Origin of the sequence: Ruminococcus sp. Marseille-P6503 (assembly GCF_900604945.1) — a bacterium.
GTDB lineage: Bacteria > Bacillota > Clostridia > Oscillospirales > Ruminococcaceae > FB2012.
Genome location: NZ_UWPB01000001.1, coordinates 504,944 through 529,379, shown reverse-complemented (window position 1 = coordinate 529,379; position 24,436 = coordinate 504,944). Strand labels below are relative to the sequence as shown.

Below are 24,436 nucleotides of genomic sequence, written 5' to 3'. Positions count from 1 at the left end.
TTCGACTTTGTCCCTGTTCAAGACAAAGGACAAAATACCGACTTTGTCTGTCTGTCCAAAATTCAGACAAAGGACAATTACCCGATTTTGTCCTTGTCCTTTAGTCCAGTTTCATTGCCGTCCACCCAAAAGCCGCCGTGTTCTTTTATGCGTCTGCGGACGGTTTTTTCGCTTACTCCAAGGTAATCCGCCAGCTCTGAAATTGCGCATTTACCATTTTCAGCCACTCCGCTAAATGCGGTTTCAAGACTTTCCTTGCGTTCACTTTTACGTTCTTCAGTACTCCTTTTCTTTGAAAAATTCTTCTGCCAGCTGTTTTCGCCCTCTATTGTACAATCGTTAAGAACTCCGATCTCGTCCGCCTTATGAACAGGATAATCAAACCACAAATTCAGCGGCGCAAATTTCGGAAACTCCCTGAGAGTACCCTCTATGCGCCAGGCAGTGCGGCCGCGCACAGCCTTCTTTGCCTTTTCAATATCTTCAAGCATGAGCTTATATGATTTGTTCATCAAATTATCTCTTGCCGTATCGAGTATTTTAGAAGGCGAGTACATATCGTCCTGAGAGCAGAACATATCCTTGTTAAAGCGTTTAAGCCAGTTTAAAGAAATTTCGCAGACCGCCTTGTCCTCCTGCTGCTTATATAAAGAATCCGGTATCTCCAGCTCAGCTAAGTCTATAAGCGCGTCAGGGTCTCTGGCGAATACTCCCGAGCCGGAAGCCCTGTCCATCGACCGCTTACCGCCCTGTGCGCCTTTGCTGTGGTGGTGGCAGTAGATCACCGCGCAGCCCAATTCAGTACATACCTTGTCAAATTGATTGCAAAAATGAGCCATCTGGTCGGCGCTGTTCTCGTCGCCGGTAATTACCTTGTAGATCGGATCAATGACTATAGCAATGTAATCCCTTTTACCGGCTCTTCGTATCAGCTTAGGAGCAAGCTTGTCCATTGGAACGCTGTGACCTCTCAGATTCCAGATATCTATGCTTGAGATATTGCTTCCTGGTATCCCCAAGGCTTTGTATACATCATAGAAACGGTGCAGACAGCTGGCTTTATCAAGCTCAAGGTTTACATACATCACCCTGCCTTTCGTACATTCAAAGCTGCCGAGCCATTTGCCGCCTTCCGCTATAGCTATGCACAGCTCTATCAGAGCATAGGACTTTCCCGCCTTTGACGGACCGGCGATAAGCATTTTATGACCCTGCCTGAGAACTCCGCTGATAAGCGGAGGCGACAGCTCGGGAAGTCCGTTCCAGACGTCAGCCAGATTTTCAGGATCCGGCAGATCGTCGTTAATGGATTCTATGTAATCTTTCCATTCTTCAAAGCTTTCCCTTCCTATGTTTCTGTCAATAATGAACTGCTTCCTGCCGTTTCTCTCCACACCTGGCATACGGCTTAGACGTGAGGGATTTCTGTTCTGTTTGTCAATTTCAAAGCCGTTGGCTTTGCACACCTTATACAGATATTCGACTCGTTTTCTGTATTCGTCATAATCAGGAGCGTCTATCTTTACGATAGCGTGAATACTTTTTCCTCCGGAATAAACCAGCGCCGCCACAGGAAGCTCCAGCTCTCTGATGACAGCATTCTGCTGTTCAAGAGGCATATTATCTGATTCAACAAGCGCGTAACGATAATCAGTAACGTTTTCATTTTTAACTCCTTTGCCGTCCAGCGGATTGAACCGTATCCACGCCCCCGCTTCAGGCTTGTAATCTCCGATAACAGCCCCTATATCGCCGCCGCAGCCGTTCAGCAGCGAGATAAGCTCTCCCGCGGTTCTATCGCAGGCTCCTTTTGTAGGCTGATATTTTACCTTGCCATCCTTTTCGGAGCTCCACGTTTCGGTAACATAGCCGACGTTTTCTCCCGCTTCAAAAAGCGTTTCAAGATAAGTAATAAGCTGCTGTACAGGATTCCAGTTCTCGGGTTCTTTAAAAGGTATACCTTCGCCGTTATTTACGATAAAAGGATTTCCGGTTTCGTACAGTATTTCACCGTCCCAGTCAAACTCTTTAAATTCCTCCGAGTCAAAGGTGAATCCTCTGTCTTTTGCCATCTGTACCACCGTTCCAGCAGTGACCGGACAGCTGCTGCCGTTAAAGCTTTCCCATTTTGACTGACATTCCCCCGAATGATAGCGACGAACGTCCGAGCGTGACCAGCTATCCCAGTCGGATACGGAAAAGCCCTCGTGCTTGAGAGCCATTCCAACGTTTACCCACTCCTGATAGTCGCAGGAGGCAGGGTCAATGCGTTCAAGTATTTTAAGTAAATTAACATTATCCATTTAGTTTTCCTCCGGAACATAAGAAACCGGATCAACGCCTCCGGGCACTCTCCAGTTGTTAGCGCAAATTCTTGAGATCATCCTGCTTGCGCTTTCAAAGCTCCACTTTCCTACATGCTGAAATCCGTGTCTTTCAAGCAGCCTTATCTGCTTTGGAGTGGTAAGTCCCGCATTTTTGCGCTTTTCAAGACGGTCAAGGATGAGCTTGGCTTTTCCCGCGTTGTCTATCTCGTCAGGGAATATTCCCAGCTTTTCAAGCCGCGCCTTTTGCTTATCAGTCGGCGGAGCGCACTCCCACCCAAAGGCAGGAACGTATGAAGACAGATCCTCCGCCTGAATAGACATCTCATATTGCAGCGGATCGACAAGCTTTCTCTTTCTAGTTTTCATTTCGGCAAGCTGTTTTGCCAGAGCTTCCTCACGCTGAGAAACAACATCCTCGCTTGCCTGTTTTTCCGCTTCTTCTATATCGACCGCACAGCCCGCCTCGTTTGCAAGGTTTTCTGTCATTTTTTTTGCGACCTCTTCGCTGTCGCATATGAGGTGCGCCGGTCTGCAAAGCTCGTGCCTTTCCGTATGCCAGAGAAAGTCAAGCAGCAAAAGCTCATTCTTTCCCTCGCACAGCCTAGTGCCTCTGCCTACCATCTGACAGTACAGCCCTCTGACCTTTGTCGGCCGCAGAACAACTACACAATCTACTGACGGACAATCCCAGCCCTCTGTAAGCAGCATGGAGTTACATAACACATTGTATCTGCCTTTGTCAAAATCTTTAAGTATCTCTGATCTGTCAGAACTTTCTCCGTTTACCTCCGCGGCTTTAAAACCCTTTTCAATTAAAATATCTCTGAATTTCCGAGAGGTTTTGACAAGCGGCAAAAAAACTACCGTTTTGCGGTTTATACAGTATTTAAGCATTTCGTCTGCGATCTGATACAGATAAGGGTCAAGAGCCGTATCAATGTCGCTTGCTTTGAAATCTCCCGCCTGCGTCGATACCCCTGTAAGGTCGAGAGCAAGCGGGATCGTGATTGCCTTTATCGGCGAGAGATAGCCTTCCTTGATCGCCTGCGGCAGCGTGTATTCATACGCCAGACTTTCAAATACCGAGCCAAGATTTTTCATATCTCCTCTGTCAGGCGTTGCTGTTACTCCCAATATATCAGCGTCCGGAAAATGCCGTATCACTTTTTGATAACTGTCTGAGACAGCGTGATGGGCCTCGTCGATTATGATCGTACCGAAATAGTCCGGCGGAAACTTTGCCAGACGTTTTTCTCTCATCAGCGTCTGAACTGATCCTACCGTTATTCTGTACCATGACCCCAAACTGCTCTGATCGGCTTTTTCAACTGAGCTTCCCAGACCCGTTGTTTTTCTGAGCTTGTCAGCCGCCTGCTCCAGCAGTTCTCCCCTGTGAGCAAGGATAAGCACCCGTTTACCCTGCCGTACGCATTCCTCCGTTACCGCTGAGAAAAGTATTGTCTTTCCCGTACCCGTAGGAAGAACCGCGAGAGTTTTTTTGCCGCCGCTTGACCATTCCTTCAGTATAGCTTCCTTGGCTTCATTCTGATACGGTCTTAATTTCACCTCGAACCGCCTCCGAATCCGAAGCCGCCGTTATAGCTGCCGAAGCCTCCCGAAGCAGGCTGCTGATTTAAGGGCTTGACGGTCCGCACCTGTTCATCGTAAGCGTAAAGCTTCTTTATCTTGTTTGACTGCCCGTCAGAGCCGTCTTTCTTTTTATAGCTGTTTCTGATAACATGGCATTTGCCTTTTGCACCTACGGCCTTGCCCCAGTTCATTTTCAGAGGTTCTCCGTGCTTTTTAAGACCGACGGAAAGGAAAAATTCAGAAAGCTTCCATTCAAGCTTGTTGCAAAGCAGATAATTTTCCGTGATCTCGATCTTATCCTCAGCGCCCCAGACGGAAAATGTAACTATCGCTTTGTTGCACGGCGGTATTTTCTCCGACCCCTCATGCCGTCCTCTTTCTATTTTTACTACTGTAAAATCGTAATCCCCCTCAGGAAGCAAAGGATACGCTCCTCCTTCTTCCGAAATCTCATCTTCCCAACCGTATTCTCTGAAATCATTCATCGTTATTTCTCCTTTCAATTCAATTAAAACGGAACCCCGTTAATATCCAGCTCGTTTATCATTTTAAGTACAGTCTGCCAGTCCGCGATAAGACAGCCGCTGATAAAATCGGGCGGATAATTTGCTATCGGCATATCGACAGGACAATAGCCCTGCTGAGCCACGACCTCTCTGATCTCCTCTTCACTGACATTATCGGCTCTCATAAGATCCCGCAAAGCAGGAGGTATATTATCAGGAATGACAAGTGTTTTCTGTATTTCTTCCTGTTCCCGCTCCGTTTCAGGCGGCGCGTCGTTTGCTCTTTGTTCAGCCGCCTGACGAGAGGACAGAATATCATTATATTGTGCAAAAAGATGCGCGACTGATTCATATCTGAAAGGCATTTCCTCTGGCAGACCGTCGCGGTTTTTAGCGTCCCAGCATGGATGATGAGAGGTATACATTATCCGTTCTCCGCCCTGAGGACGATATTTCTTTCCATCCTTATCGACCGCGACGCTGAACACCTTGTAATTTGCAAACAGCAGCATATCCGCCCACTCCTTTACAAGAGGAGATATCTGCGAGCCTGTTTTCTGCCCCAGCTTCAGTTCATAACGGTCATAAGAGCCGAAATCGTCCGGCTGCTCAAACTTTTTAAGCTGAGCGTGGGCTGTAAGCACGACATTGATACCGCTTTCAACCGCTTCCGTAAGCAAATTAAGAAACGCTCCGAATTCTTCGCGTTCATACACATAACCCTTGCCGTAGCCGAAATCCTCAATGCCTGTTTTCTGATATCTGCCGCATATCGATCTGATACAGAGCTGCTCCGCCCAGTCGATCGTATCGATCACAAGCGTTTTGCACAGCTTTTTTTCTACAGCTTCTTTTATCATGCCATTAAGCATTTCCCAGCTTGTCGGCTTGGGAAATCTTCTGACGTCCATCCGTTTTGTGCTGCCTTCAGTATCTATGAACAGCGGGTCGGGAAACTGTGCCGCAAAGGTAGATTTGCCAATGCCCTCCGGACCGTATACCACGACCTTCTGCGCTGAATTAATTATTCCCTTTGATATTTCAAACATTGAATTTTCCTCCGTTCCATGAACTGAATCCGTTTATTTTTTCCGGTTCCTTTGACATTCCGTCTTCAATGATAATACTGCATTCATCGCCGGTGGAAACTCTGGTGGCGATCGCCTGCAAGCCTTGTTCCTCAAGCCATTTGCCGAATTCCTTCAGCGTATCGCTGTCAAGCTGCTCAAGCTTGTCCAGAAGCACAAATCCGCATTCGGGATTAAGCTTTCTTACAATAGAGGTTGCTACGATTAGCTGTTCCGCTCCGCTCATATTGTCCCACTTGTATCCGTTATACAATAATTCCCCGTTTTCAACGGAAAGTCCGGGAAGCGGCAGATCGGCGTCTTTTAGCAGTTCTCTTTTTGCCTGACGTATTTTTTCTATTTCATCGGTAAGATTACGATACTGCTCTTTGTAATCTTCAGCGTCGATCTCCGCCTTTTCTCTGTCAAGATTTGCTCTGATCTTTTTGTTGATCTCTTCTATCTGCGCAATATTTGATTCCAACTCGGATGTATTTTCATCGACGAGCTCCTCGGCGGTTTTAAAAGCGATCTCCATATCTTCTTGTGCTTTTGCCAGCATTTTCTGATATTTTTTAAGCTCTTCACTAAGATCGTTCACCTTTGCCGCCAAACGGTCTCTTTCAGCCTGCAAAGCGCGGCAACGCTCCCTTTTACGCTGATTTTCGCCGTTTTTCGCAAGTATGGTCTGCTGCTGACGGATCAGTTCCGAAGCGGAAACCGGCTTGGAAGGAATATTAGTATACACGGGCATTTCCTTCGCGTATTTATCTTTCTGGTCGGCGATCCTCCCTATAGCCGTTCTCTGATTGTACACGGCTTGTTCCCTGGCTTCAAGCTGATATAGCTTGTCTCCCACTCCGATAATCTTTAAAAGCGTTTCCGCTTTCTGTCTGCTGCTCTGATTGAGGAATTTGGGCAGGTCAAGCGCAAATTGCTCCACAAAGCTGTTTAAAAGCTGCTGACCGCCTTTGTTCCCGGCAGGATCAACGACCTTAAGACTGCCGTTTTTCCCGGAACGTTCCACGACGATACCATTATTGAGCGTAATCTTTAAATGCGGATCAATTACCGAACCTTCACGCTTCGGCTCAGACGGCTTATATTTATCCCCGCCAAGCGCCCAGGCGATCCCGTCCAGCACTGAGGTTTTTCCCTGTCGGTTTTTTCCGCCTATCACCGTCAGACCTTCCTTTGATGGCTCAAGCTGCACCGCTTTTATTCTTTTTACATTTTCAAACTCCAATGAGTTTATTTTTACTGTCATTTCTGTTCCTCCTCAATCATCTTTTCCAACTTGTTTTCCAAGTCAAGTATTCTCGTAAGTATTGATTCATCTACTTGACAAGCCAAGATTTCTATGTTATCATCATCATGTGAATACATTGAGCTTGTATCGTTGGCGGACGGTGCAGGCTCGTTTTCTTTTAAGTAGTGAAGCGCAAGTTTTAATAGATCTTCACTACTGCCGCACTTTGGATAATGCGGACATTCTCTGCAATTATCGCTTATGCAACACTCCAATGCTTTTATCGTCTGTTCTCTTGTCAGTTCTATCATTTTCATTATCCTCCTTAAATTTTCTCGTCACTAAGGCAGAAAAAACATATACCACGATATGTAAAAAAGTATCTATATTTATAATCACCATAACGTTCGCTAGTAAAAATTTCTGCGTTAATCTCCTTTGCCGCTCGTTTTAAAGATTCTACTCCATACACCAGAACTTCTTCTGCGTCTTCTGGATTGTAACACGTTTCCAAATCGCCGTCCTTCTCGCATTTGCATAGAAATTCTTTTCGGCGATAGCAGTCATCAACTAGCCAATCAAGCTTTTCTTTCAGTGTCATCTTCCGTCCTCCTCATTTTTTGTCTCAGCAATACCAAAATGTATTTTTACAACCTCAACCGCGGCAAGATACTCTTTTGCATATATGCTGTTTCCATGAGTTTCAACAACTTTTGCTTCAAATTCTTCAAGAGTTCCGCTAAAACAGCCGCAAACTACAGATACGCCACGTTCTGTCCTGAAAAATGTTGTGTTTCTGTTATAACGACCTAAGCCTTTTATACATATGTAGTCAGCGTCGCCAGATACCTCAGCGTCGCCATATACCCGAGCGTCGCCAGATACCTCAGCGTCGCCATATACCCGAGCGTCGCCAGATACCTCAGCGTCGCCATATACCCAAGCGTTGCCGTATACCCGAGCGTCGCCATATACCCGAGCGTCGCCAGATACCTCAGCGTCGCCAGATACCTCAGCGTCGCCATATACCCCAGCGTCGCCATATACCCAAGCGTTGCCATCATGACTTAAATTACTTTCTTTTTCGATGAATCCTCCAAGATTTCCGGCTTTCACATTGCCAAAATCAATTAGCGCTCTTATTCGCGTAAGCTTGCAGCCACAACAGTCTTTCGTTTCATCTGTAAACTCGTACTTTTTCATCTTCTGTCCTCCTCAAAATCTCATCTCAGCCCGCCGCTCAGATACATTGCCCCGGTTACAACGCAGGCTATCATCATTACGCTTACTATACTGAACAGCGCTGCCGCCAGGACTTGTCCGATTAGTTTCCTCAGCCTGCGCCGCTTTCTCTGACGCGCCGCTTTTTCACGTCCCTCCCGCTTACGCTGAACGGACCGTATCTGACTAACGCTCACATCTGCGTTAAGCGTTTCGCTTTCAAGTATGTTTTTCATTCTTTTTCACTTCTCCTTTTAAGGGCGTCGCCTGCGATTCTGAGCGCCGTTTTTCCAAACTCTTCCCTGCGCCTGCGAAGCTCCTCTTCCGAACAGTCTCTGTACGCGTCGTCCTTAATGCTTACTATGACCGTATACGGCTTCCCGTTTGAGTAATATGTCCGCTCCGTTGTTGAAATTATCACGCGACCACCTCCCTGCTGTTAATTGTATGACGTATAAATTTTGTCCTATGCTTAACCGTCCAGCTCGCGGCAGGACAGCACGAACTCTCCGCTTGATTTGTAAACCCCGCTGATAGCCTCCGCTATCGACTTCGCCCTGACAGTCGCGGTCCGTTCAAATCCGTAACGGTCGCTGAGCTCGATTATGTAGATTTTCATTTTTGCACCTCCTTGTAATTTTATCCTCCTTGTGGTATAATGTAGAAAATTACAGAAAGGAGGGCTATATATGTATATTACAAAAGATTCTGAAAAGGTTATTTGTTACATATATAAAATGTATCTTGAACGTCGCAATGCCGGAAAATCAAAAGCTGATTCTCGCCGTTTTCAAAATGATTTCTATACTTTAGATAAAAATTTATCAAAATGGCATAACAGTGATATATCTGATTGCTTATTGGAACTTGCACGAAATGGATATATCAAGATTTACATAGGCGGTGATTTTGATATTCTTGATTCTACAATTATATATATGGAAAATCGATTTAAAAACGGTATTTCCGACGTAATTGACCTCATTTCAAAATTTATTCCATAATGCTTGCGCCCTTATTCTTAGGGCGCTTTTTTTCGCCTGTTGCGTAAAAGTCCTCTGCAATTTCCAGTCGAAATATACCATCATCAAAGTGTAAATTAAATTCTGAAACATCAGATAAATTTTCACCATTCACTTTCAATTCGTCTTTTTCTACATTAAGTTCAACTGTTTTTAACTTTCTCATGTGTTATCACTCCTTTTCAAGCTATTTTAGAAATGCCAAGAATATCATCAGGGGACATTTTAAAAAGCTCAGCCATTTTTATAAGATAACTCATAGGAAAATCCCCTGTATTCTCCCAACGGTAAAAACGGGAACGAGAAATTTGAAGTTTGTCACAGAACTCTTGAAGTGTCCATCCTCGTCTGCTTACCTCTGCACGTATAGTGCTAAAAACATTCATTTAATCTCCTCCTTTTTGAACGATTTGTTCTTGAAATTATTATTATATGCTCATTTTGTTCCTAAGTCAAGTCATAAAATGCACAAAATGTTCAGTACGATATTGTGTTATTTGTACAATTTGTTCCAAATATTTTACAAGAAGTATTGACATTAAGCACATTTTGTACTATAATAATTGCAAAGGTGGTGATAAATTATGGAATCAACAGTTGGAGAACGTTTAAAAAAGGTCAGAATACAAAAAGGAATAAAAATTAGCGAGATTGCAAACGAGCTTGGAATATCAGAGAGAGCATATCGCAATTATGAAAGCAACGAGCGTGATTTAAGCACAATGACGCTATTGAAAATATGTTTGTATTTTGATATATCATCTGAATATATATTAGGAATTAGTGAGCAAATAAAAAGCCCTTCTCCCGTCGACGGGAAAAGAGCTCTTGAGCTAAAGTTGGAATCGCTTAGTACTGACAGTTTGATTGAATTAGACAAATTCATGGATTATCTTTTGTGGAAAGAGGAACAATAACAGGTGTTTTTTTATCTTGCCTTTTCCTTTCTAATCGTTCAAACTTATCAATTATACTTTTGATTAATTTTTTGCGCTTTTCTTCTTCATTCATTATGTAACACTCCTTTATTTATCATGAACACTTGTTCTACATACTTATATTATAGAACAAGCGTTCAACATTGTCAAGGGCTTAGAACAAATTTTCTTCTGAACATTTCGTTACAAAATTTATCCCTCTATAATTATTAACACGCAAAATGTCGAAAAAGTGCAAGCTGTTCGGTATAACGAACAGGATTTTCAGAATTTTATGATATCTGACAAATTGCAGCGAAAAAATTTGGCTAATTCGACGACGGTTGAAACGCGCGGGTCAGAATCACCCCGTTCAATCGAGCTCAAAGCGCTTATACTTATATTTGTAGCAGCGCTAAGATATCTCAGAGTTATGCCAGCTTTTTCCCGCTGCTGCTTAAGCAGAATTTTGTACATAGGAACACCTCCGGGATTAGTATATGTGTTTTATTGTAAATCTATAATATTTTTTTGACATATAAAAACAATAATAAAATTACTATCATCTGCTATTGATTATAGACATTTATTGTGGTAAAATGTAATTGTTATATTTTACTGCAAGGAGCTTCTTATTATGGATAAAGAAAGTAATAATTGTGTTACTTTGGTCAAAAAAATAATATGGTATATAATAAAAACAATTTTTATTTTATTTGCGTCGTTTGTGTTAATCGGAATTATTTTTATTTCATTGCCCGAATTCTGGTATTTGTATATTATTGGCCTAATAATAATTTTATTTATCCGTCTTACCAAAAGAAAATCTATTTACACTATAAGGCTTTACACTATAGAGCAGCTTGATTTAATGGGGGGACATCAGTTTGAATATGCCTGTGCTGATATTTTAAGAGAAAATGGCTTCAAAAAAGTTAAGGTAACGAAAGGATCGGGAGATTTTGGAGTTGATATTATCGCCGAAAAGGATGATTGCCGATATGCAATACAATGTAAAAGATACTCTAGCAATCTTGGTAATAAACCAATACAAGAAGTTGTAGCCGGATTAGCTTACTATGATTGTTCTAAAGGTGCAGTAATGACGAATCAATACTTTACAGAACATGCTAAAGTATTGGCAAAAGTTAATGGCGTACAACTGTGGGACAGAAAAGTTTTACAAGGCTGGCTTCGTAAATGCAACAAAAATTCCGAAAAAGAAAATTTAAAAGATGACATATTGTTGAAAATAGAATGCGATAAAACTGTTAACAATGATTGTTCAGACAAATTATCGGATAATTTAGTTTGGAAAGCTATTGTTGAAATTGCAAACTCACAAAACGCATCTACGGTATTCATACAACGAAAACTAATGCTTGGACACCTAAAAGCTGATAAAATATTAAACTCTATAGAAGAACTTGGATTAATAGGGTCTAAAACAGAACAGTGTACTAGAAAAGTAAATATACGCAAAGAGGACCTGCCATATATCAAGACTAAGTTTTCAGAAAATATTATTACGCTTAATAAAAGAATCAACGATCTAACAGAAGACAAAGCAGAACAAGCAGTCTCAGGCACGCCACAATCCGAATCAAACGAAATAGAATCAACTTTAATTGGAAATCTGGAGGACAACTAGGAGTTCGTACTAATAAATCGCTAGATTTGTAATAAAACTATTGCCTGAGTTTTACCGCGCCAAGACGGCATATTAAATCTTTGACAGAAGATTAGGGGGACAAATATGAAAAAAATAATACCGTTTATTCTGCTTTTAAGCCTTGCCTGCGCGTGGCTTACCGGCTGCAAAAACAGCGGCGTATCAGATGAACCGGCTAGTTCTTCTTCTGAGGGCAGTACCGCTTCAGCTGAAAAATCTGAATCTTCACAGCAGGAATCTCAGGACAGCAGCATTGATTCTTATGAAGACGATACTATGTCTGCTACCTGGACATTTTCTGATGACCGTAAGACCTGCTATTTAGAATATACATTCAAAAATAAATACGATATTTACAATAACTTTATGTTTCTATTTGTATTGAGTACCGACGTTCTGGAAGAACTAAGCCAGATATCAGAAGGAGTTGTCGATAATTTTATATGCACGTTCAATGATATAGACGGTAAAATCTACTCGTTGGAATTTACCGTATCCGACGGTGAGATTTCAGATGGTAAAGAACTGTCCGAGCTCAGGGATGAATATGCTTCTATATGGTCGGGAATAGTTTATGAAGACAAAATTGAACTTGTATCGGCGACTGCGAACGCGGACAGCTTTGAAACAAATTTATCGTTATCGCTTAATTTCTTTCCTGCCAATATACAAATTAGAAATTTAACAGATGAAAGCGTTAAGTCTGTTGTATACCTGAACGTTGAATGTGAGGACGGACAGTTTATCACAATAGACGGAACCTTTATCGCTGACGCGCAATCAACCGCCCGACTGATCGTCACTCTTGATGATGAACAGTCAGAGTTCTTAGCGGAGCATAAATATAAAGACTGTGAGATAGCGGCGGCTGTGTTCGCCTAAAACGGAAGATCGCTAGGAAGGAGGTCAAAAAATGCCCTACTGCATATATCTCAGAAAATCAAGAAAAGACATGGAGCTTGAACAGTTCGGCGAGGGCGAAACGCTTGCGCGCCACAAACGCATACTTCTTGAGCTTGCCAGAAAGCAGAACCTTACTATCGGTGAGATCTATGAGGAGATCGTCAGCGGTGAAAGCATTGAAGCCAGACCGCAGATGCAAAGACTTCTCCGCGACGTTGAAAACAACCTCTGGGACGGAGTGCTCGTCATGGAGCTGGAACGTCTTGCGAGAGGAGATACCAGAGATCAGGGTACCGTCGCCCAGACCTTTAAGCTGACCGATACTCTGATAATAACTCCTCAGAAAACCTACAACCCGCTGAATGAGTTTGACGAGGAATATTTTGAATTTGGTCTGTTTATGTCCAGACGTGAATACAAGACCATTAACCGCCGGCTACAGGCAGGACGTCTTGCCAGCGTAAAAGAGGGCAATTATATAGGCTCAACGCCTCCCTTCGGCTACGACAAGGTGCGCCAGACAACGGCAAAGGGCTACACTCTTGCGGAAAATGAGGAATCCGACTACGTCCGCATGATCTACGACTTGTATGTAAACAAAAACATGACCCCGGGCAAAATCGCGGATCATCTGACATCTATCGGCATTCAGCCTAAAAAGGGCGGCAATTTCACCATGCACAGCGTAAGGGACATACTCCGTAATCCGATCTACATCGGAAAGGTCCGCTGGAATTGGCGGCCGAACAAGAAATCGGTCAAGGACGGGAAGGTTATCGTTACCCGTCCGCGCAACGCAAATGAAAGCACGGTTCTGATCAATGGCAAACATCCGGCTATCATCAGCGAGGAGCTTTTCAACGCGGCTCAGCAGAAGCACGGCGGCAATCCCAGAACACAGGTAAACCACGAGCTTATTAATCCCTTCGCGCATCTTATGTATTGCCGTGAATGCGGAAAAGCCATGATATACAGAGCTTACAGAAACGGCGCTCCCCGTCTTATCTGCGCTAATAAATACTGCGAGGTTTCATCATCTCCATTTGACGTAATAGAACAGTCTGTGATAGACAGCCTGAAAGAAAAGCTCGGCGAGCTTGAGATAGCCGCGTCCCAGCGTGAAAGTGGTTTAAATTCCGACTTTGACGCATACAAAGCTGCTTTAAGAAAAATTGAACAGGAGCTTGAGCAAGCCAACCGGCAGCAGAACAGGCTCTATGATCTGCTCGAACAGGGAATTTACACGCAAGAGACATTTCTTGAAAGACAAAAATTATTGGATCAGCGAAAAAAAGAGCTGCAAAACAAGCTTGTCAGCGCCAGAGAAAACGCTCCGCGGGAAATCAACTATGATAAATGCATAACGAGGGTACGGCAGATCCTTGAATTATACGACACTCTGAGCGCAGAGGATAAAAATTCGATCCTGCGCGGCGCGATAAAGAAAATAACATATTACAGGCCTAAATCAGACAGGTATCACCAAAGCCCCGCAAGCGTTGAAATAGAGCTTATTTTTGAGTAAACTGAATAGTTGGAGTTATGTATATCATTGTGGAGCGAGTTCTTCAGTCCCAATATCTGTCAATATCGCCTGAACCTCTCTGCACGGAGCCGCATAACGCTGACTAAGGTATCTCAAAGAAGCTCCCAATTCGCCATCTGGACCTCCTAACTGGCTAATTATCACTTTAGCAAGCGCCGGGTTCGGATTCTTGATGTTAACGGGGTATTCAAGCTTTTTCTCATACTGCCACATTAACTTTCACCCCTTTCCCACGGAAAAGGCGTCGTTACCCATTCCCATCTCTTGGAGCTGTTCGACGCTTTGGCTGTAAGTGGTCCGAACTTCTCCTCATATTCCCTGACGGCTTTGTCGTATTCCGCCTTGTGCCTTTCAAAATATTCAAGACCATTGCGGCAGGTCGGATGGCTGTCCAGATATAAATTCGCTTCAACCAAAGCAAAAGTACAGGCCTGCACCTTTCTCATCAAACGCTGTTTCTCAGACATTGCCACGCCTTACCGCCTCCTCTCCGATAAACGGTTTGTCAAGCGACGGGAAAACTGTACCTCTGGACAGCCCTGCGTCGGCGTCATACGGCTTTTCCCAGCTCTGGAACGGAACGTATGCCATGGCTACAGGCGTATCCGGCGGAAAGGCTCCCTGCGGCATAGGACAGTTTTTGCCCATACAAGGCTTCATGTCCTCCGCGTCAAGGATTTTTCCCAGTAGTCCGCTTTCCATAAAATCCATTATTCAATCACTCCTGTTACTTGTTCTGTATCACAATGCGTAACACTTTATTATATGTCCCGAACGGTATTATGGTTACGCCGGAATTACCTGAATAAATATATTTCATCAGGTCAGAATATAGATATAATTTTCAGGGAGGTTTGGTTTAATGAAGGTTTCTATCGAGCGCAGCGGCTGTATAAGCTGCGGATTCTGCGTAGGATCATGTCCCGAAGTTTTCGCTTTCGGCTGCGATGAAAAGGCGACGGTCGTCAGGCAGCCCGACGCGTCCCTTGAGGAGGAAGCAAGAAACTGCGCGGACGGCTGTCCTGTTTCGGTCATCCGTATTGAGGATTGATTCTGAAAGCGATCCTCCGCACAGCAAAAAGGGCGGAACAGACCCCTCCATGCGATTGCTTAAAATGCGCTGAAAAGGGTCTGAAGCCGCCTGAAAAATCAGTATCCTGCTTTTTACAGAAACTCTTTGACGTCCCCGACAAGCTTTTGCTCTGACTTTATAAGGTCCTTGGTTATGTCGGCTACCTCCTGATCGGCTCCGGTATACCTGTTAAGATACCTGTTGAGGTTTTTAACCCCCATATTACAGCCGTCCGTGAGAAGATCGGCGATTGCGCTGTCGGAATTTTCAACCGCGAGCTTGAAATTTGTCTTCATCCACGACATACTCTTGGCCACAGGGTGCGGTTCCCTTGTGCTTTCACCGTACTGATTAAGCAGCTTATGAGTCTTATCGCCAAGACGCTTATGCGTTTCCCTGCATTCGGACATTACTTTTTTCAGCTTTTCATTTTTTACCGACGGAAGCATTTCATTAAGCGACTGTACTCCCATCTTGATTCCGGCATTACATTCCGTCAGCAGCTTTGTGGTATCGTTGCTGGCCATTTTACAACATCTCCTTTCATTGTAATTATGCCCTTTTTAAATGCATATACTCCTGAAAAAAAGACTGCACCGCAATAAACGGTACAGTCCTGATATTTTATATAGCTTTTTTATTTTTTGGATAAATTATCCGTTTTTCTTTTTGATAGCAGCCACAGCCGCAAGGCAAACAATTGCCGCCGCTGAAATTCCTCCTGCTACCGAACCCGTCTTAGGTGAAGAGTCAGATGAGCTTGCACCGGAAGAAGCCTTTGAAGCCGTAGTGTTGGCGGTATCCGCCTTTGAAGCTGTCGATTCTGCCGCTGACTCAGCGCTGCTGTCTGAATTATCAGTTTCCGACTGCGCCGCTTCGCTTTCGGAAGAAACGTCGGTATCCGATGTTTCGCTGTCTGTATCTGAGGATTCGTCAGATGTTTCAGACGATACATCTGAGGACACGTCGGACGAGCTGTCGTCGGTTGCAGGTGAAGCGATCGAAAGCTTGGAAAGAGTTACTCCGTAGCCTCCGAGCATCATGCCGTTAGCCTGAAGCGCGGTTACGTCCGCCTCTGTAAGCCTGAACGAATAGCTGGTATCTCCCGGCAGAAGCTCTACGCAGTCATAATCATTTACAACTCTGTCGCCGCTTTCGCTGGGTCCTGAAAGCACCGGCCATCCGCCGGAACCGTCCATTATTTTCAGCTGCCAGTATTCAACGTCGCTATTCTGGGAGAAATCAATAGTTACAATGTCGCCGGCCTTTGCGTCCGCAAAATTATCGGCGGTGATTTCCTTGGTATTGCTCCAGCCTGTGCCGAGATCATGATTCTCAAGGTCGATCTCCTTATACACCTTAAACTCAGTATCCAGTCCCGGATCAACTACTGAGGAATCGTCAGGCGCGGATGAATCGATTGTTGAGGAATCATCAGCCAAAGACGAATCAATTTCTGAGGAATCGTCCTCAGAAGAGGAATCCTCAATAATGTATGGAGTAACAATGGTTAAACTGTCAATAGTATTTTCTGCACCATCCGAGCTTGTAGGTCTAGTAGAGGCGCCAAATATAACTGCTGTTTCATAAGAATTTACATCAATATCCGGCTCTTTAGCTAACGCGCCTCTCATTAAATCATACAATGATACTTCTCTAGTAACTGTCGTGCCATACTCGCTTGGTAATTCTGTCAACATACCACTATAGTTTTGCGCGATAGTAATTATTTCACTTTCATTATTGGGATTAACTAAACCAAATTTAACGGAAATCGCATTAGCCGCAGTGCCGTTAAAACTTCCCGTAAATTCAACTTTAATAGTAGCCGTTTCATTTTCAGAACGCGGATAACCTTTAATGCTGAACTGATAACCTGTATCCTTAGCTTTTGCTATATATTGCTGGTCACATACCTTAACAGTTATCTCGTCGTCAGCGGAGCTAACAATAACAGCGCTTACTGCAGAGCCAACCGCTAAGCAGCCTGCCAGTACGCCGGCCAGCAAACGTTTCAATTTCATATTTCATAAACCTCCATCAATATAAGTTTTTCAGAAATATACATTACATTTCCGTATAATATAATACCATTATTATTCCATTATTTCAAGTCGTTTCTTGGTTATAAATAATAAAAATTTACACAAAAATTCCTGTTAAAAATTGTACAAAAAATACAGAAAACGATGTCAGGTAGTAATTTTTCTCAAAAACAGAGACCTGTCGGCTAAACAGGTCTCTGTTGATTAAATTAAGCCTCGGGTTCAGTTTCTTCAACTGGCACAGGAAGTATCAGGTCGATCGTGCAGACCGTATCCTCTTCCATACCCCAATTCTGGAATATGTATGTATTTACCGGTGAAGTTATTCCTGTAAATTCAACAAATTCCGCATAGGTCACCGTCCAGATGTTAGTCATCGTTGCTCCGACAGAAGCAAGACAGTTTGTTCCCACATACCATTCAGCTCCGTTGCCGCAGATACCGACAGCAGCTTCGCCTTCTTCTCCGGCTCCGGCATATGTTACTTTGATCTGAGCGCCAGGTACGGTTGAACCAAGCTGTATAGGTGTAAACGCCGCCTCATTGTCAGCAAGGTCGCCTTCGTAAAGGTTAACTGTAACGGAAGTCGCGTCAGCCTCTACAGGGATAAGAAGATCGATCTTGAAGTTGGTATCCTCTTCAAGTCCCCAGTCCTGGAATACAAAGCACTCAAGGTTGTCGCCTATTCCGGCAGCAGCTACAAAATCACTGTAGGAATATACAAGCGTCGAGGTAACATTCTCGCCCTCGGAAGCAAACGATTTGCTTTCGCTCTTCCATGTCCATGTTCCCTTTTCCTTGCCCGCCAGTCCGACTACTCCCCAGCCTGCGGGATTAGCCGATGTGTAAGTAAAGCGTATTTTGGCTCCGTCGATATTCTTTCCGAGCTCTCCCGGAACAACGTCAACGCCGGTGGACGTAAGCGCTCCGTCATAAACCGGAACCTCTACAAAATGCTCCACAGGTGTTACAAGCTCGATAAGGCAGTCCGTATTCTCTGCAAGTCCCCAATCCATAAATACATAGCAGCGAACGTCGTCGCCTATGTCGGCAAAGGTCACGAAATCCTCGTAAGCCATTTCCACAGTGCTGGTAATATTTTCGCCCTCCGAACTGAAAGCGGGATTGTCCTCCGACTGGAGCCATGTCCAATCGTCATCGTTAGCCTTTCCTGCAATTCCGATAACGCCGTAGCCCTCTTCCGATTCCGAAGTGTAGGTAACGCGGATCTTCGCGCCCTCGGTACCCTTTCCGAGCTGCAAGGGAGTAAGCTCCGTATTGTTCAGCGGACCGTTATGAAGAACCGTAACGTTCTCCTCCGTTTCCGCCGGAACCTCAGGATCCACAGGATCAGTATCCTCCGCGGCTGCCGCCATCGACATCATGCTCAGAGCCAAGGCGCTCATCGTCATTGCTGCCAACAATTTTTTGATTTTCATCTCAAAACCTCCTTAAAATAAATTTAATGGATTATTTTCTAATCCATCTTTATGATATCATATAATTCCAATTAATGCAAGCTTTTTTGAGCATTTTTTTAATAAAATATTATACAAATTTTTGGCTGAAAATCTGTATACCTTGACAAATATTTTGTTTAATTAGTATATTTTGTTATATTATACTTTACTATCTACAATATTCGTCATTAATAATAAATTTTGATATAAAATTATTAGCGGGGATAATGACTGAATAGATCCGGCACAAAAGCCGCGCAAAAAAATAATGTCCGAAATAATTTCGGACATTAAAAATCAAACTTGATTTTTTATTTTCTCTTTTTCATGACCGTAGCTGCTGCCAGGCTGATTATTACCACTGCGGACAATCCGCCTGTTACCGCTCCAGTTTTTACGTTAGCGTCCTTTGAACCGGAAGCTGTGCCGTCAGATTTTGAATCAGACGAAGCTCCGCTTTTATCCGAAGCTGAATCGCTGTCTGACTGCTCTGAATTTTCCAAATCCGAGCCGCTTTCGGAATCCGGCGTGCTGTCCGGCTCCGACTCGCTGCCCTCGCCAGGAAGCTTTTCAAGCGCTGAAACAGCATTGTTAAGCTCTTCGGTCACAGCATTGATTTCAGAAATCGTGCTCTTGTCTGTAAGAGCGTCTGCCTTATCCAAAGCGCTCTGTACTGCAGCCCACGAATCCTCAGTGTACTCATCCTTATTGAGTGCCTTTGCAGCTTCCACAGCCTCGCTGAGAGCCGCTCTGGCTTCGGTCGTATCTGCAATTTCCATCGAATCTACCGCAGTATTTATATCGGCTGTGGCGCCGTCTATCTCACTCTGGAGCAGGACATCCTTTTCCAGCAGAGTCTTGGTTTCAGCAACCGCGTTTTTTACCGCCTCGATACTTTCTGCAGTATAATCTCCCTCGATAAGCTCAGCCAGCATTTTTTCCGTTTCGTCAACGAGCTTCTGCAGATCTCCCTTAGGATCGTTTTCCGGAACTCCGCTTACTGTAAACGTAATTTCAATTGACTGCTTGCTGGCCATTGCCTTAGGATCCATCGGAGGATCGTTCTTTGTCGAGCCATAGTCATTGTATATTTCTATACGGTAATTTCCGTTGTTCTCGATATCTCCGTACTGGATCTTTGAAGCGTCAAAAGCCACTTCCGTTCCGTCTACCTTGATAGAATCAAGAACCGCTTGGATATCAGGGTAATTTGCAGCCGCGTCGAGCAGATCCACATTGAAAACAAAGGCTTCCGTTGTCGCCTGTGAAGACGTATCAATTTTTACGGTAAAGGTGCCGTTGCCCTCAAAGGTTTCTGTTATATTGTACTGCGGCCACCAGCCTGTATTGGAGAACTGAACCGCGCAGTCAAAGGAAGGCATTCCTACGGGAGCTATCTCCAGCTCGTCTATAGCCTTTTCAAGATTTTCAGCAGCCGAAACTACAGCCGAAGCGCCGGAATCCTCATTGCCGTAAACTGTTTTAGCGTTTTCATAAGCCGTTTCAAACAGCGCCCAGGTATCGTCGGTATAATCCGTTGAAACAAGAGCCTCCGCCTGTGAAATAAGACTGTTAAGCCTTTCTCTCTCCGCGGTTACGTCAATTTTAACAAGCGCGTCTATAGCCTCGCGGATCTCTGTTTCAGCCGCCGCATACTCAGCTGCCGTATGCAAGGTATCTCTTGTATAATCAGTATACTTTGTATACACGCTTCTTAAAGCCGCCATGCTTTCCTCAGTATAATCCTCGCTGGTTTTATACCATAATTCATTCGCCTCGTTATAAGCACTTGTAAAGCCGCTTTTGTCCGCGGAATTAACTGTGATTTTTATAACGTTGCTCGTCGCTGAATTATAATCGTCCGTTTCGGCAGTGACAGCTCGCATATAATATGTTCCGGGATATGTAGGTACAATCTTTCCGTCAGAACCAACAGTTATGTCGCCTGTAACATTAGAAAAATTTTCATTTCTGGAAAATTGATATGCAACCGACGCTCCGCTGGTGTTTTGCGTAACGCTGACGGTGATATCGCTTTCGCCGTATGTCATCGACTCGGCGCTGGCGCTGATTGTCAAGGTACTGTCTGATTTGCCTGTGCTGATATCAATAGAAACGTTATTTTCGTCTATTCCCATGCTGACAAGAACCGCCTTAACGTCATCATTTGCTACATGCCAAATTGCATTTGCGCTGTTGTTTCTGAATGTCGCCTTTTGAAGCTTCAACTCGCTGCAATACAAATATACTTCTTCCAGATTTGCTGCATTCCTTAATGATAACTGTAAGTAACCAGTATAACGTACCGTTAAAGTTTTCAAGGCATTATCGGCTTGGGTCAATGCAGTTACCTGATATGGATTATGACTCGAAAGAAATTCAGGCGTGGCATTTACGTCGGGTATATCGAGCGAAGTTGCGTTTACACAGTTATAGAACTGATTGTTTACATCTACAGGCAGTCCGTTGTATTCGGAAGGAATGTCCGGATAACTCTCCTCGCTACGATTCTCTGCATCTATTCGTAAATAATAATAATAACCGTCCGCCGAAAGCTCAAAAGAATATATTTCCGAATCAGCAACTGCTGAAAACGATGCTCCCCCCCCGCAAAGCAAAATCATCGCGCTGGTCGCAGAAGCGACCAGGCGATGAATGAACTTGATTTTTTTCAAATCAAATCACTCCTTTAAATTGAATTATGAAGCTGTAGGATATACCGACATAATATCATCAATAATTGTTGAACCCGTTGTGGTGACAACGTTGAATCTTCTGTCGATAAGTCCGGAGCCGTTGGCGTTTACGCCGATAACTCCGTTGTCCCAGTAAGCCGTTGATACGCTTACCGCCGTAACTTCGTCAGCCTTCTGATTGAGAGTCTTATTGTACAAAGCAACAGTGCTTATGTTATTCTTGAAGTTTGCGCAATACTCTCCGATAAATACGGGATAGCCCTCGCCGGTTACCTTGGCAAGCTGAGCCGCCATGTAAGTTTCACCGTATGTCGTCTGATCCCATGAGCTTGTTCCGTACTGGTTCAAAGTAAAATCATAGGGATCATAATAATGAACCGAAAGTATCAGCCTGTTTACTGTAGTATCATCAGGCATATAAAATACTCCTTCATCAAATCCGGCAGCGGTAAGGTTAATGTCTGTATTGTAGCCCGGAATAATAAGACAGCGGTCGTCGTTTCCGTCATTCGTGCCTGTTCCGCGCACCGCATTGACAAAAGCCTCATTCAGATCATTAATATTAAAATTCGCATTTTCAAACTCATCGTCTGTAAACTGAGATCTCTGATACTTGCCGCTGAGCATTACTTCATTCATGCCTTCAAACAGCAGAGCCTGATTGTAGTTTGCAAATCTCTGAGCGATTTCAGTCCACATAGCGCTGAACTTAGCCTTAACGGCTGAGAACTCCGCACTTGAATTGTCAAGACTGATGTCAATCCACTTACCTGTAACTCCGTCGCTTCCGTCGTGATGAACGTTGATAATTACATAAAGTCCGCAGTCCATCGCTCTGTCAACAACGGCCTGAATCCTGTCGAGATAATCGTCGTTAATGTCGCCTGTCGAGCTTACCATATCAAGGTAGCTTACAGGGATTCTTACGCTCTTGAAGCCCTGATCTCTTACAGCCTGGAAAAGCTTTTCGGTTACAACGGGATTTCCCCACTTTGTTTCGCCGACTGATCCGCTGTCGTCCACTGAATCAAATGCATTTCCGAGATTCCAGCAGGGCGCAAGATTTGCGTTAATGGTATTCGCGGTCTTACCGGAAACATTCAAAGCGTTTCCTTCATGGTTGTCATAAATATGAATCGCCTTAACTGTGCACTGGTCATAGCAGGCTACGAAGGAAGTCATATCCTCTGTGATTTCCGTAGTATAGGTATAAGTACCTGTTACGTCAACATTCGGATAATTTGCTACTACAGGATCTCCGTCGCTCTTAAGAAGCTCTGCCTGAACGTATGTATTGGGAGCAGTTGTATACTCTACCGTTACATCGACAGTAGGATTTTCAAAGCCGTTTACCGAGAACTGAGAAACGTCGATATTGTATTCGTTTGTGGTTACATAAGCTCCTGAACCTTCAACCGTCATCGTTCCTCCGGTACCCTTTACCCATGAACCTGTGATCTCAACCTCCGCTCCGGGAATCACCGCGTCAACGTATTCCAGAGATACGATAGATACGCTTGTTTCTCCTATAGCTCCGGTCTGAAGATTGATACCGTACGGAGTTTTTCCCTCTGCAAGCTCGCCTTCAATATCCGCGATGCTCACCGTAGCCGTGTACTCTACTCCGGTCGTCGGTTCAGCCTGACCTACCTCAGTAGGATTCCAGCCTTCCCAGTTGGAATCAAATACGAGAAAATCAAAGGTATCCGTATAATCAACGCTCTGTTCTACTCCGTCGTTGTCAATATACTTTCCGTCAGAGTCAAGGCTGTTATACTTATATTTGATCTTAAACGCGCTCTTTCCGTAATATTCAGATTTCAAATAAGTACTGATATACGTTCCGCTTCCCGTATAAGTGCCCTCGTCAAACGCGGTTACTCCCGCCGCCGTCACCATTGTGCAAGCCATCGCGGCCGCAGACGCCATACTAATGACCTTTTTTACCATATTCATTTGTAATTAACCTCCTTTACAATATATATTTCCCTTATAACTTACAGCAAATCAAACCATCGGAATCAGCCTCCCTTTTCATTATATTAATGACCTTGTAATGTATTCGATTACAATTATCGGCATAAAAAATCAAACTGCGCGCAAGACGTCAAGGACATCATCTTTTAAGCGCTTTACTCAGCCATTTACTTTCTGTAAGCTACGCTTTAATATTAGCACATTCAACTATATTTTTTGCTTAATGGGTAAAAAAATCTGGTTAAATGGTATAATTGGAAATTACAAAAACAAATACGACTCGTTATCAGACATTAGTTTGCTGAGCTTCAAATTTTTATCAGCAGCTTTTTTACTTCATCCTGACGGTTGCGGCTAACCGGCAGCTCTTCTTTTTCTTTTCCGTAAACATATACCTTGTTGTAGGTATACCGCTCTATAAATCCGGGATTTACAAGATATGATTTATGAATAAGAATAAAATCGCTGAAACAATCCTGCTTCATTACCTCAGACAATCTTCCGTAAATTTCTATATTGTCGTTTACGGTGTGAATAATAAGACGCTTGCCCATGCTCTGGAGGTATCGTATGCGTGAAACCATGATAATATTTTCAGTTCTGTCCTTTATAAAACTGAAGCGGTGAAAGCTTCCGCATTTGTTCCTGACATATCTGTCCAGCGCATTGAAAAGTGCCTCGGAAGTTACGGGATTCAAAATAAAATCAAAAGGTCTGAACCTTATCGCTTCACAGGCAGATCTCTCGTTATCCGATATAAATATCAGCTCTGCTTTTTCGTCGCCGTAAACGCTGCGTATTCTTCCGGCGAGCTCGATTCCTGAAAGCGACGAATCGCGCTCCGAATATCCGTCATACAGGATTATCAAATCAAAGCGGTTAAAAACAGAATATTCCTCATCCAGCGTTTCACACTTTTCAAAACACCTGATCTGCAGGTCGATATCAGTTTTAATGTCATAATCAGCCAGTTTTTCTTTTATAAATCTACTGTCACAAATATTTTTTCCGATGACAGCTATTTTTATCATATAAGCACTTCCTGTTAGTATACGCAGCCTGAACCTGCCGGTAATATTTCAGCAGACAAACAGAAATTTACATTATGAAGCAAAGCACAGGTTTATTGCCGGCAGAACAGACTGCTATCAACTATGTTAATATTT

The 24,436-nt window shown here is 43.8% G+C and carries 28 protein-coding genes and 1 pseudogene; 6 read left to right on the top strand and 23 right to left on the bottom strand.

Going from position 1 to position 24,436, the window contains the following annotated elements; genetic code table 11:
* Positions 1-77: 77 nt before the first annotated feature.
* The 11 genes from EIH25_RS02475 to EIH25_RS12360 are packed head-to-tail and all read right to left on the bottom strand — an operon-like array spanning position 78 to position 8,579.
* Complete coding sequence (locus tag EIH25_RS02475; protein ID WP_124098341.1) at positions 78-2,303, bottom strand: AAA family ATPase; 2,226 nt, start codon at positions 2,301-2,303, stop codon at positions 78-80.
* Positions 2,304-3,893: a DEAD/DEAH box helicase gene (locus tag EIH25_RS02470; RefSeq protein ID WP_124098340.1), complete on the bottom strand. Its 1,590-nt coding sequence runs from the start codon at positions 3,891-3,893 to the stop codon at positions 2,304-2,306.
* Complete coding sequence (locus EIH25_RS02465; protein ID WP_124098339.1) at positions 3,890-4,402, bottom strand: DUF669 domain-containing protein; 513 nt, start codon at positions 4,400-4,402, stop codon at positions 3,890-3,892. Before EIH25_RS02465 ends, EIH25_RS02470 begins: the two co-directional genes overlap by 4 nt.
* A 23-nt stretch (positions 4,403-4,425) precedes the next feature.
* Positions 4,426-5,472: an ATP-binding protein gene (locus EIH25_RS02460; protein WP_124098338.1), complete on the bottom strand. Its 1,047-nt coding sequence runs from the start codon at positions 5,470-5,472 to the stop codon at positions 4,426-4,428.
* Positions 5,465-6,757 carry an AAA family ATPase gene (locus EIH25_RS02455; protein WP_124098337.1) on the bottom strand — a complete coding sequence of 431 codons (1,293 nt, stop codon included), beginning with the start codon at positions 6,755-6,757 and terminating at the stop codon, positions 5,465-5,467. The genes EIH25_RS02460 and EIH25_RS02455 overlap by 8 nt, the downstream gene beginning before the upstream one ends.
* Positions 6,754-7,050, bottom strand: coding sequence for a hypothetical protein (locus tag EIH25_RS02450; protein WP_124098336.1), 297 nt, complete (start codon positions 7,048-7,050; stop codon positions 6,754-6,756). Before EIH25_RS02450 ends, EIH25_RS02455 begins: the two co-directional genes overlap by 4 nt.
* A gap of 14 nt (positions 7,051-7,064) precedes the next feature.
* Positions 7,065-7,340, bottom strand: coding sequence for a hypothetical protein (locus EIH25_RS02445; protein ID WP_124098335.1), 276 nt, complete (start codon positions 7,338-7,340; stop codon positions 7,065-7,067).
* Complete coding sequence (locus tag EIH25_RS02440; RefSeq protein ID WP_124098334.1) at positions 7,337-7,942, bottom strand: hypothetical protein; 606 nt, start codon at positions 7,940-7,942, stop codon at positions 7,337-7,339. The genes EIH25_RS02445 and EIH25_RS02440 overlap by 4 nt, the downstream gene beginning before the upstream one ends.
* A gap of 20 nt (positions 7,943-7,962) precedes the next feature.
* Positions 7,963-8,196 carry a hypothetical protein gene (locus EIH25_RS02435; protein WP_124098333.1) on the bottom strand — a complete coding sequence of 78 codons (234 nt, stop codon included), beginning with the start codon at positions 8,194-8,196 and terminating at the stop codon, positions 7,963-7,965.
* The gene (locus EIH25_RS02430) at positions 8,193-8,381 is read right to left on the bottom strand and encodes a hypothetical protein (RefSeq protein ID WP_124098332.1); all 189 of its coding nucleotides are present in this window, start codon (positions 8,379-8,381) and stop codon (positions 8,193-8,195) included. The genes EIH25_RS02435 and EIH25_RS02430 overlap by 4 nt, the downstream gene beginning before the upstream one ends.
* 51 nt (positions 8,382-8,432) lie before the next feature.
* Positions 8,433-8,579, bottom strand: a complete 147-nt coding sequence (locus EIH25_RS12360; protein ID WP_164489133.1) for a hypothetical protein — start codon at positions 8,577-8,579, stop codon at positions 8,433-8,435.
* A gap of 70 nt (positions 8,580-8,649) precedes the next feature.
* Here EIH25_RS12360 and EIH25_RS02425 point away from each other — a divergent pair, with 70 nt between their 5' ends.
* Positions 8,650-8,964, top strand: coding sequence for a hypothetical protein (locus EIH25_RS02425; RefSeq protein ID WP_124098331.1), 315 nt, complete (start codon positions 8,650-8,652; stop codon positions 8,962-8,964).
* On the opposite strand, the gene EIH25_RS02420 is transcribed toward EIH25_RS02425, so the two are convergent.
* Together EIH25_RS02420 and EIH25_RS02415 are read right to left on the bottom strand one after the other, a co-directional pair.
* Positions 8,954-9,148, bottom strand: a complete 195-nt coding sequence (locus EIH25_RS02420) for a hypothetical protein (protein ID WP_124098330.1) — start codon at positions 9,146-9,148, stop codon at positions 8,954-8,956. The two genes, EIH25_RS02425 and EIH25_RS02420, sit on opposite strands and share 11 nt — an antisense overlap.
* Before the next feature lie 16 nt (positions 9,149-9,164).
* Positions 9,165-9,368, bottom strand: coding sequence for a helix-turn-helix transcriptional regulator (locus tag EIH25_RS02415; protein ID WP_124098329.1), 204 nt, complete (start codon positions 9,366-9,368; stop codon positions 9,165-9,167).
* A gap of 198 nt (positions 9,369-9,566) precedes the next feature.
* Between EIH25_RS02415 and EIH25_RS02410 the strand changes: the two genes are divergently transcribed.
* Positions 9,567-9,899, top strand: a complete 333-nt coding sequence (locus tag EIH25_RS02410; RefSeq protein ID WP_124098328.1) for a helix-turn-helix transcriptional regulator — start codon at positions 9,567-9,569, stop codon at positions 9,897-9,899.
* On the opposite strand, the gene EIH25_RS12650 is transcribed toward EIH25_RS02410, so the two are convergent.
* Entirely contained in the window at positions 9,865-9,993 is a 129-nt protein-coding gene (locus tag EIH25_RS12650; RefSeq protein WP_279254424.1) for a hypothetical protein, read from the bottom strand. The genes EIH25_RS02410 and EIH25_RS12650 overlap by 35 nt on opposite strands.
* 543 nt (positions 9,994-10,536) lie before the next feature.
* Here EIH25_RS12650 and EIH25_RS02400 point away from each other — a divergent pair.
* The 3 genes from EIH25_RS02400 to EIH25_RS02390 all read left to right on the top strand — a co-directional run bounded on the left by EIH25_RS02400 (position 10,537) and on the right by EIH25_RS02390 (position 13,999).
* Complete coding sequence (locus EIH25_RS02400) at positions 10,537-11,550, top strand: restriction endonuclease (protein ID WP_124098326.1); 1,014 nt, start codon at positions 10,537-10,539, stop codon at positions 11,548-11,550.
* A 105-nt stretch (positions 11,551-11,655) separates the two neighbouring features.
* Positions 11,656-12,453 carry a hypothetical protein gene (locus EIH25_RS02395; RefSeq protein WP_124098325.1) on the top strand — a complete coding sequence of 266 codons (798 nt, stop codon included), beginning with the start codon at positions 11,656-11,658 and terminating at the stop codon, positions 12,451-12,453.
* Between the two features lie 31 nt (positions 12,454-12,484).
* A complete protein-coding gene (locus EIH25_RS02390; protein ID WP_124098324.1) occupies positions 12,485-13,999 on the top strand; it encodes a recombinase family protein in 1,515 nt (504 codons plus the stop codon).
* A 33-nt stretch (positions 14,000-14,032) separates the two neighbouring features.
* Here EIH25_RS02390 and EIH25_RS02385 read toward each other — a convergent pair.
* From EIH25_RS02385 to EIH25_RS02375, 3 genes and pseudogenes are all read right to left on the bottom strand, one after another.
* Positions 14,033-14,233 (bottom strand): annotated as a pseudogene (locus EIH25_RS02385) (manganese catalase family protein); the annotation flags it as partial.
* Positions 14,233-14,487 (bottom strand): spore coat protein CotJB, encoded by a 255-nt coding sequence (locus EIH25_RS02380; protein WP_124099637.1) that lies wholly within the window; start codon positions 14,485-14,487, stop codon positions 14,233-14,235. The pseudogene EIH25_RS02385 and the gene EIH25_RS02380, both read right to left, overlap by 1 nt.
* Positions 14,480-14,731: a spore coat associated protein CotJA gene (locus EIH25_RS02375; protein ID WP_124098322.1), complete on the bottom strand. Its 252-nt coding sequence runs from the start codon at positions 14,729-14,731 to the stop codon at positions 14,480-14,482. Before EIH25_RS02375 ends, EIH25_RS02380 begins: the two co-directional genes overlap by 8 nt.
* Before the next feature lie 151 nt (positions 14,732-14,882).
* Here EIH25_RS02375 and EIH25_RS02370 point away from each other — a divergent pair, with 151 nt between their 5' ends.
* The gene (locus EIH25_RS02370) at positions 14,883-15,071 is read left to right on the top strand and encodes a ferredoxin (protein WP_124098321.1); all 189 of its coding nucleotides are present in this window, start codon (positions 14,883-14,885) and stop codon (positions 15,069-15,071) included.
* Positions 15,072-15,184: 113 nt separating this feature from the next.
* Here EIH25_RS02370 and EIH25_RS02365 read toward each other — a convergent pair whose 3' ends face one another.
* From EIH25_RS02365 to EIH25_RS02340, 6 genes are all read right to left on the bottom strand, one after another.
* Positions 15,185-15,619, bottom strand: a complete 435-nt coding sequence (locus EIH25_RS02365) for a hypothetical protein (protein WP_124098320.1) — start codon at positions 15,617-15,619, stop codon at positions 15,185-15,187.
* A gap of 126 nt (positions 15,620-15,745) precedes the next feature.
* Entirely contained in the window at positions 15,746-17,116 is a 1,371-nt protein-coding gene (locus EIH25_RS02360) for a hypothetical protein (RefSeq protein ID WP_124098319.1), read from the bottom strand.
* A 230-nt stretch (positions 17,117-17,346) separates the two neighbouring features.
* On the bottom strand, positions 17,347-18,576 hold the full coding sequence (locus tag EIH25_RS02355) for a hypothetical protein (RefSeq protein ID WP_124098318.1): 1,230 nt from the start codon (positions 18,574-18,576) through the stop codon (positions 17,347-17,349).
* A gap of 332 nt (positions 18,577-18,908) precedes the next feature.
* Complete coding sequence (locus EIH25_RS02350; protein ID WP_124098317.1) at positions 18,909-21,272, bottom strand: FIVAR domain-containing protein; 2,364 nt, start codon at positions 21,270-21,272, stop codon at positions 18,909-18,911.
* A 24-nt stretch (positions 21,273-21,296) separates the two neighbouring features.
* A complete protein-coding gene (locus EIH25_RS02345; RefSeq protein WP_124098316.1) occupies positions 21,297-23,249 on the bottom strand; it encodes a glycoside hydrolase family 5 protein in 1,953 nt (650 codons plus the stop codon).
* Positions 23,250-23,578: 329 nt separating this feature from the next.
* Complete coding sequence (locus EIH25_RS02340) at positions 23,579-24,301, bottom strand: response regulator transcription factor (protein ID WP_124098315.1); 723 nt, start codon at positions 24,299-24,301, stop codon at positions 23,579-23,581.
* Positions 24,302-24,436: the final 135 nt, after the last annotated feature.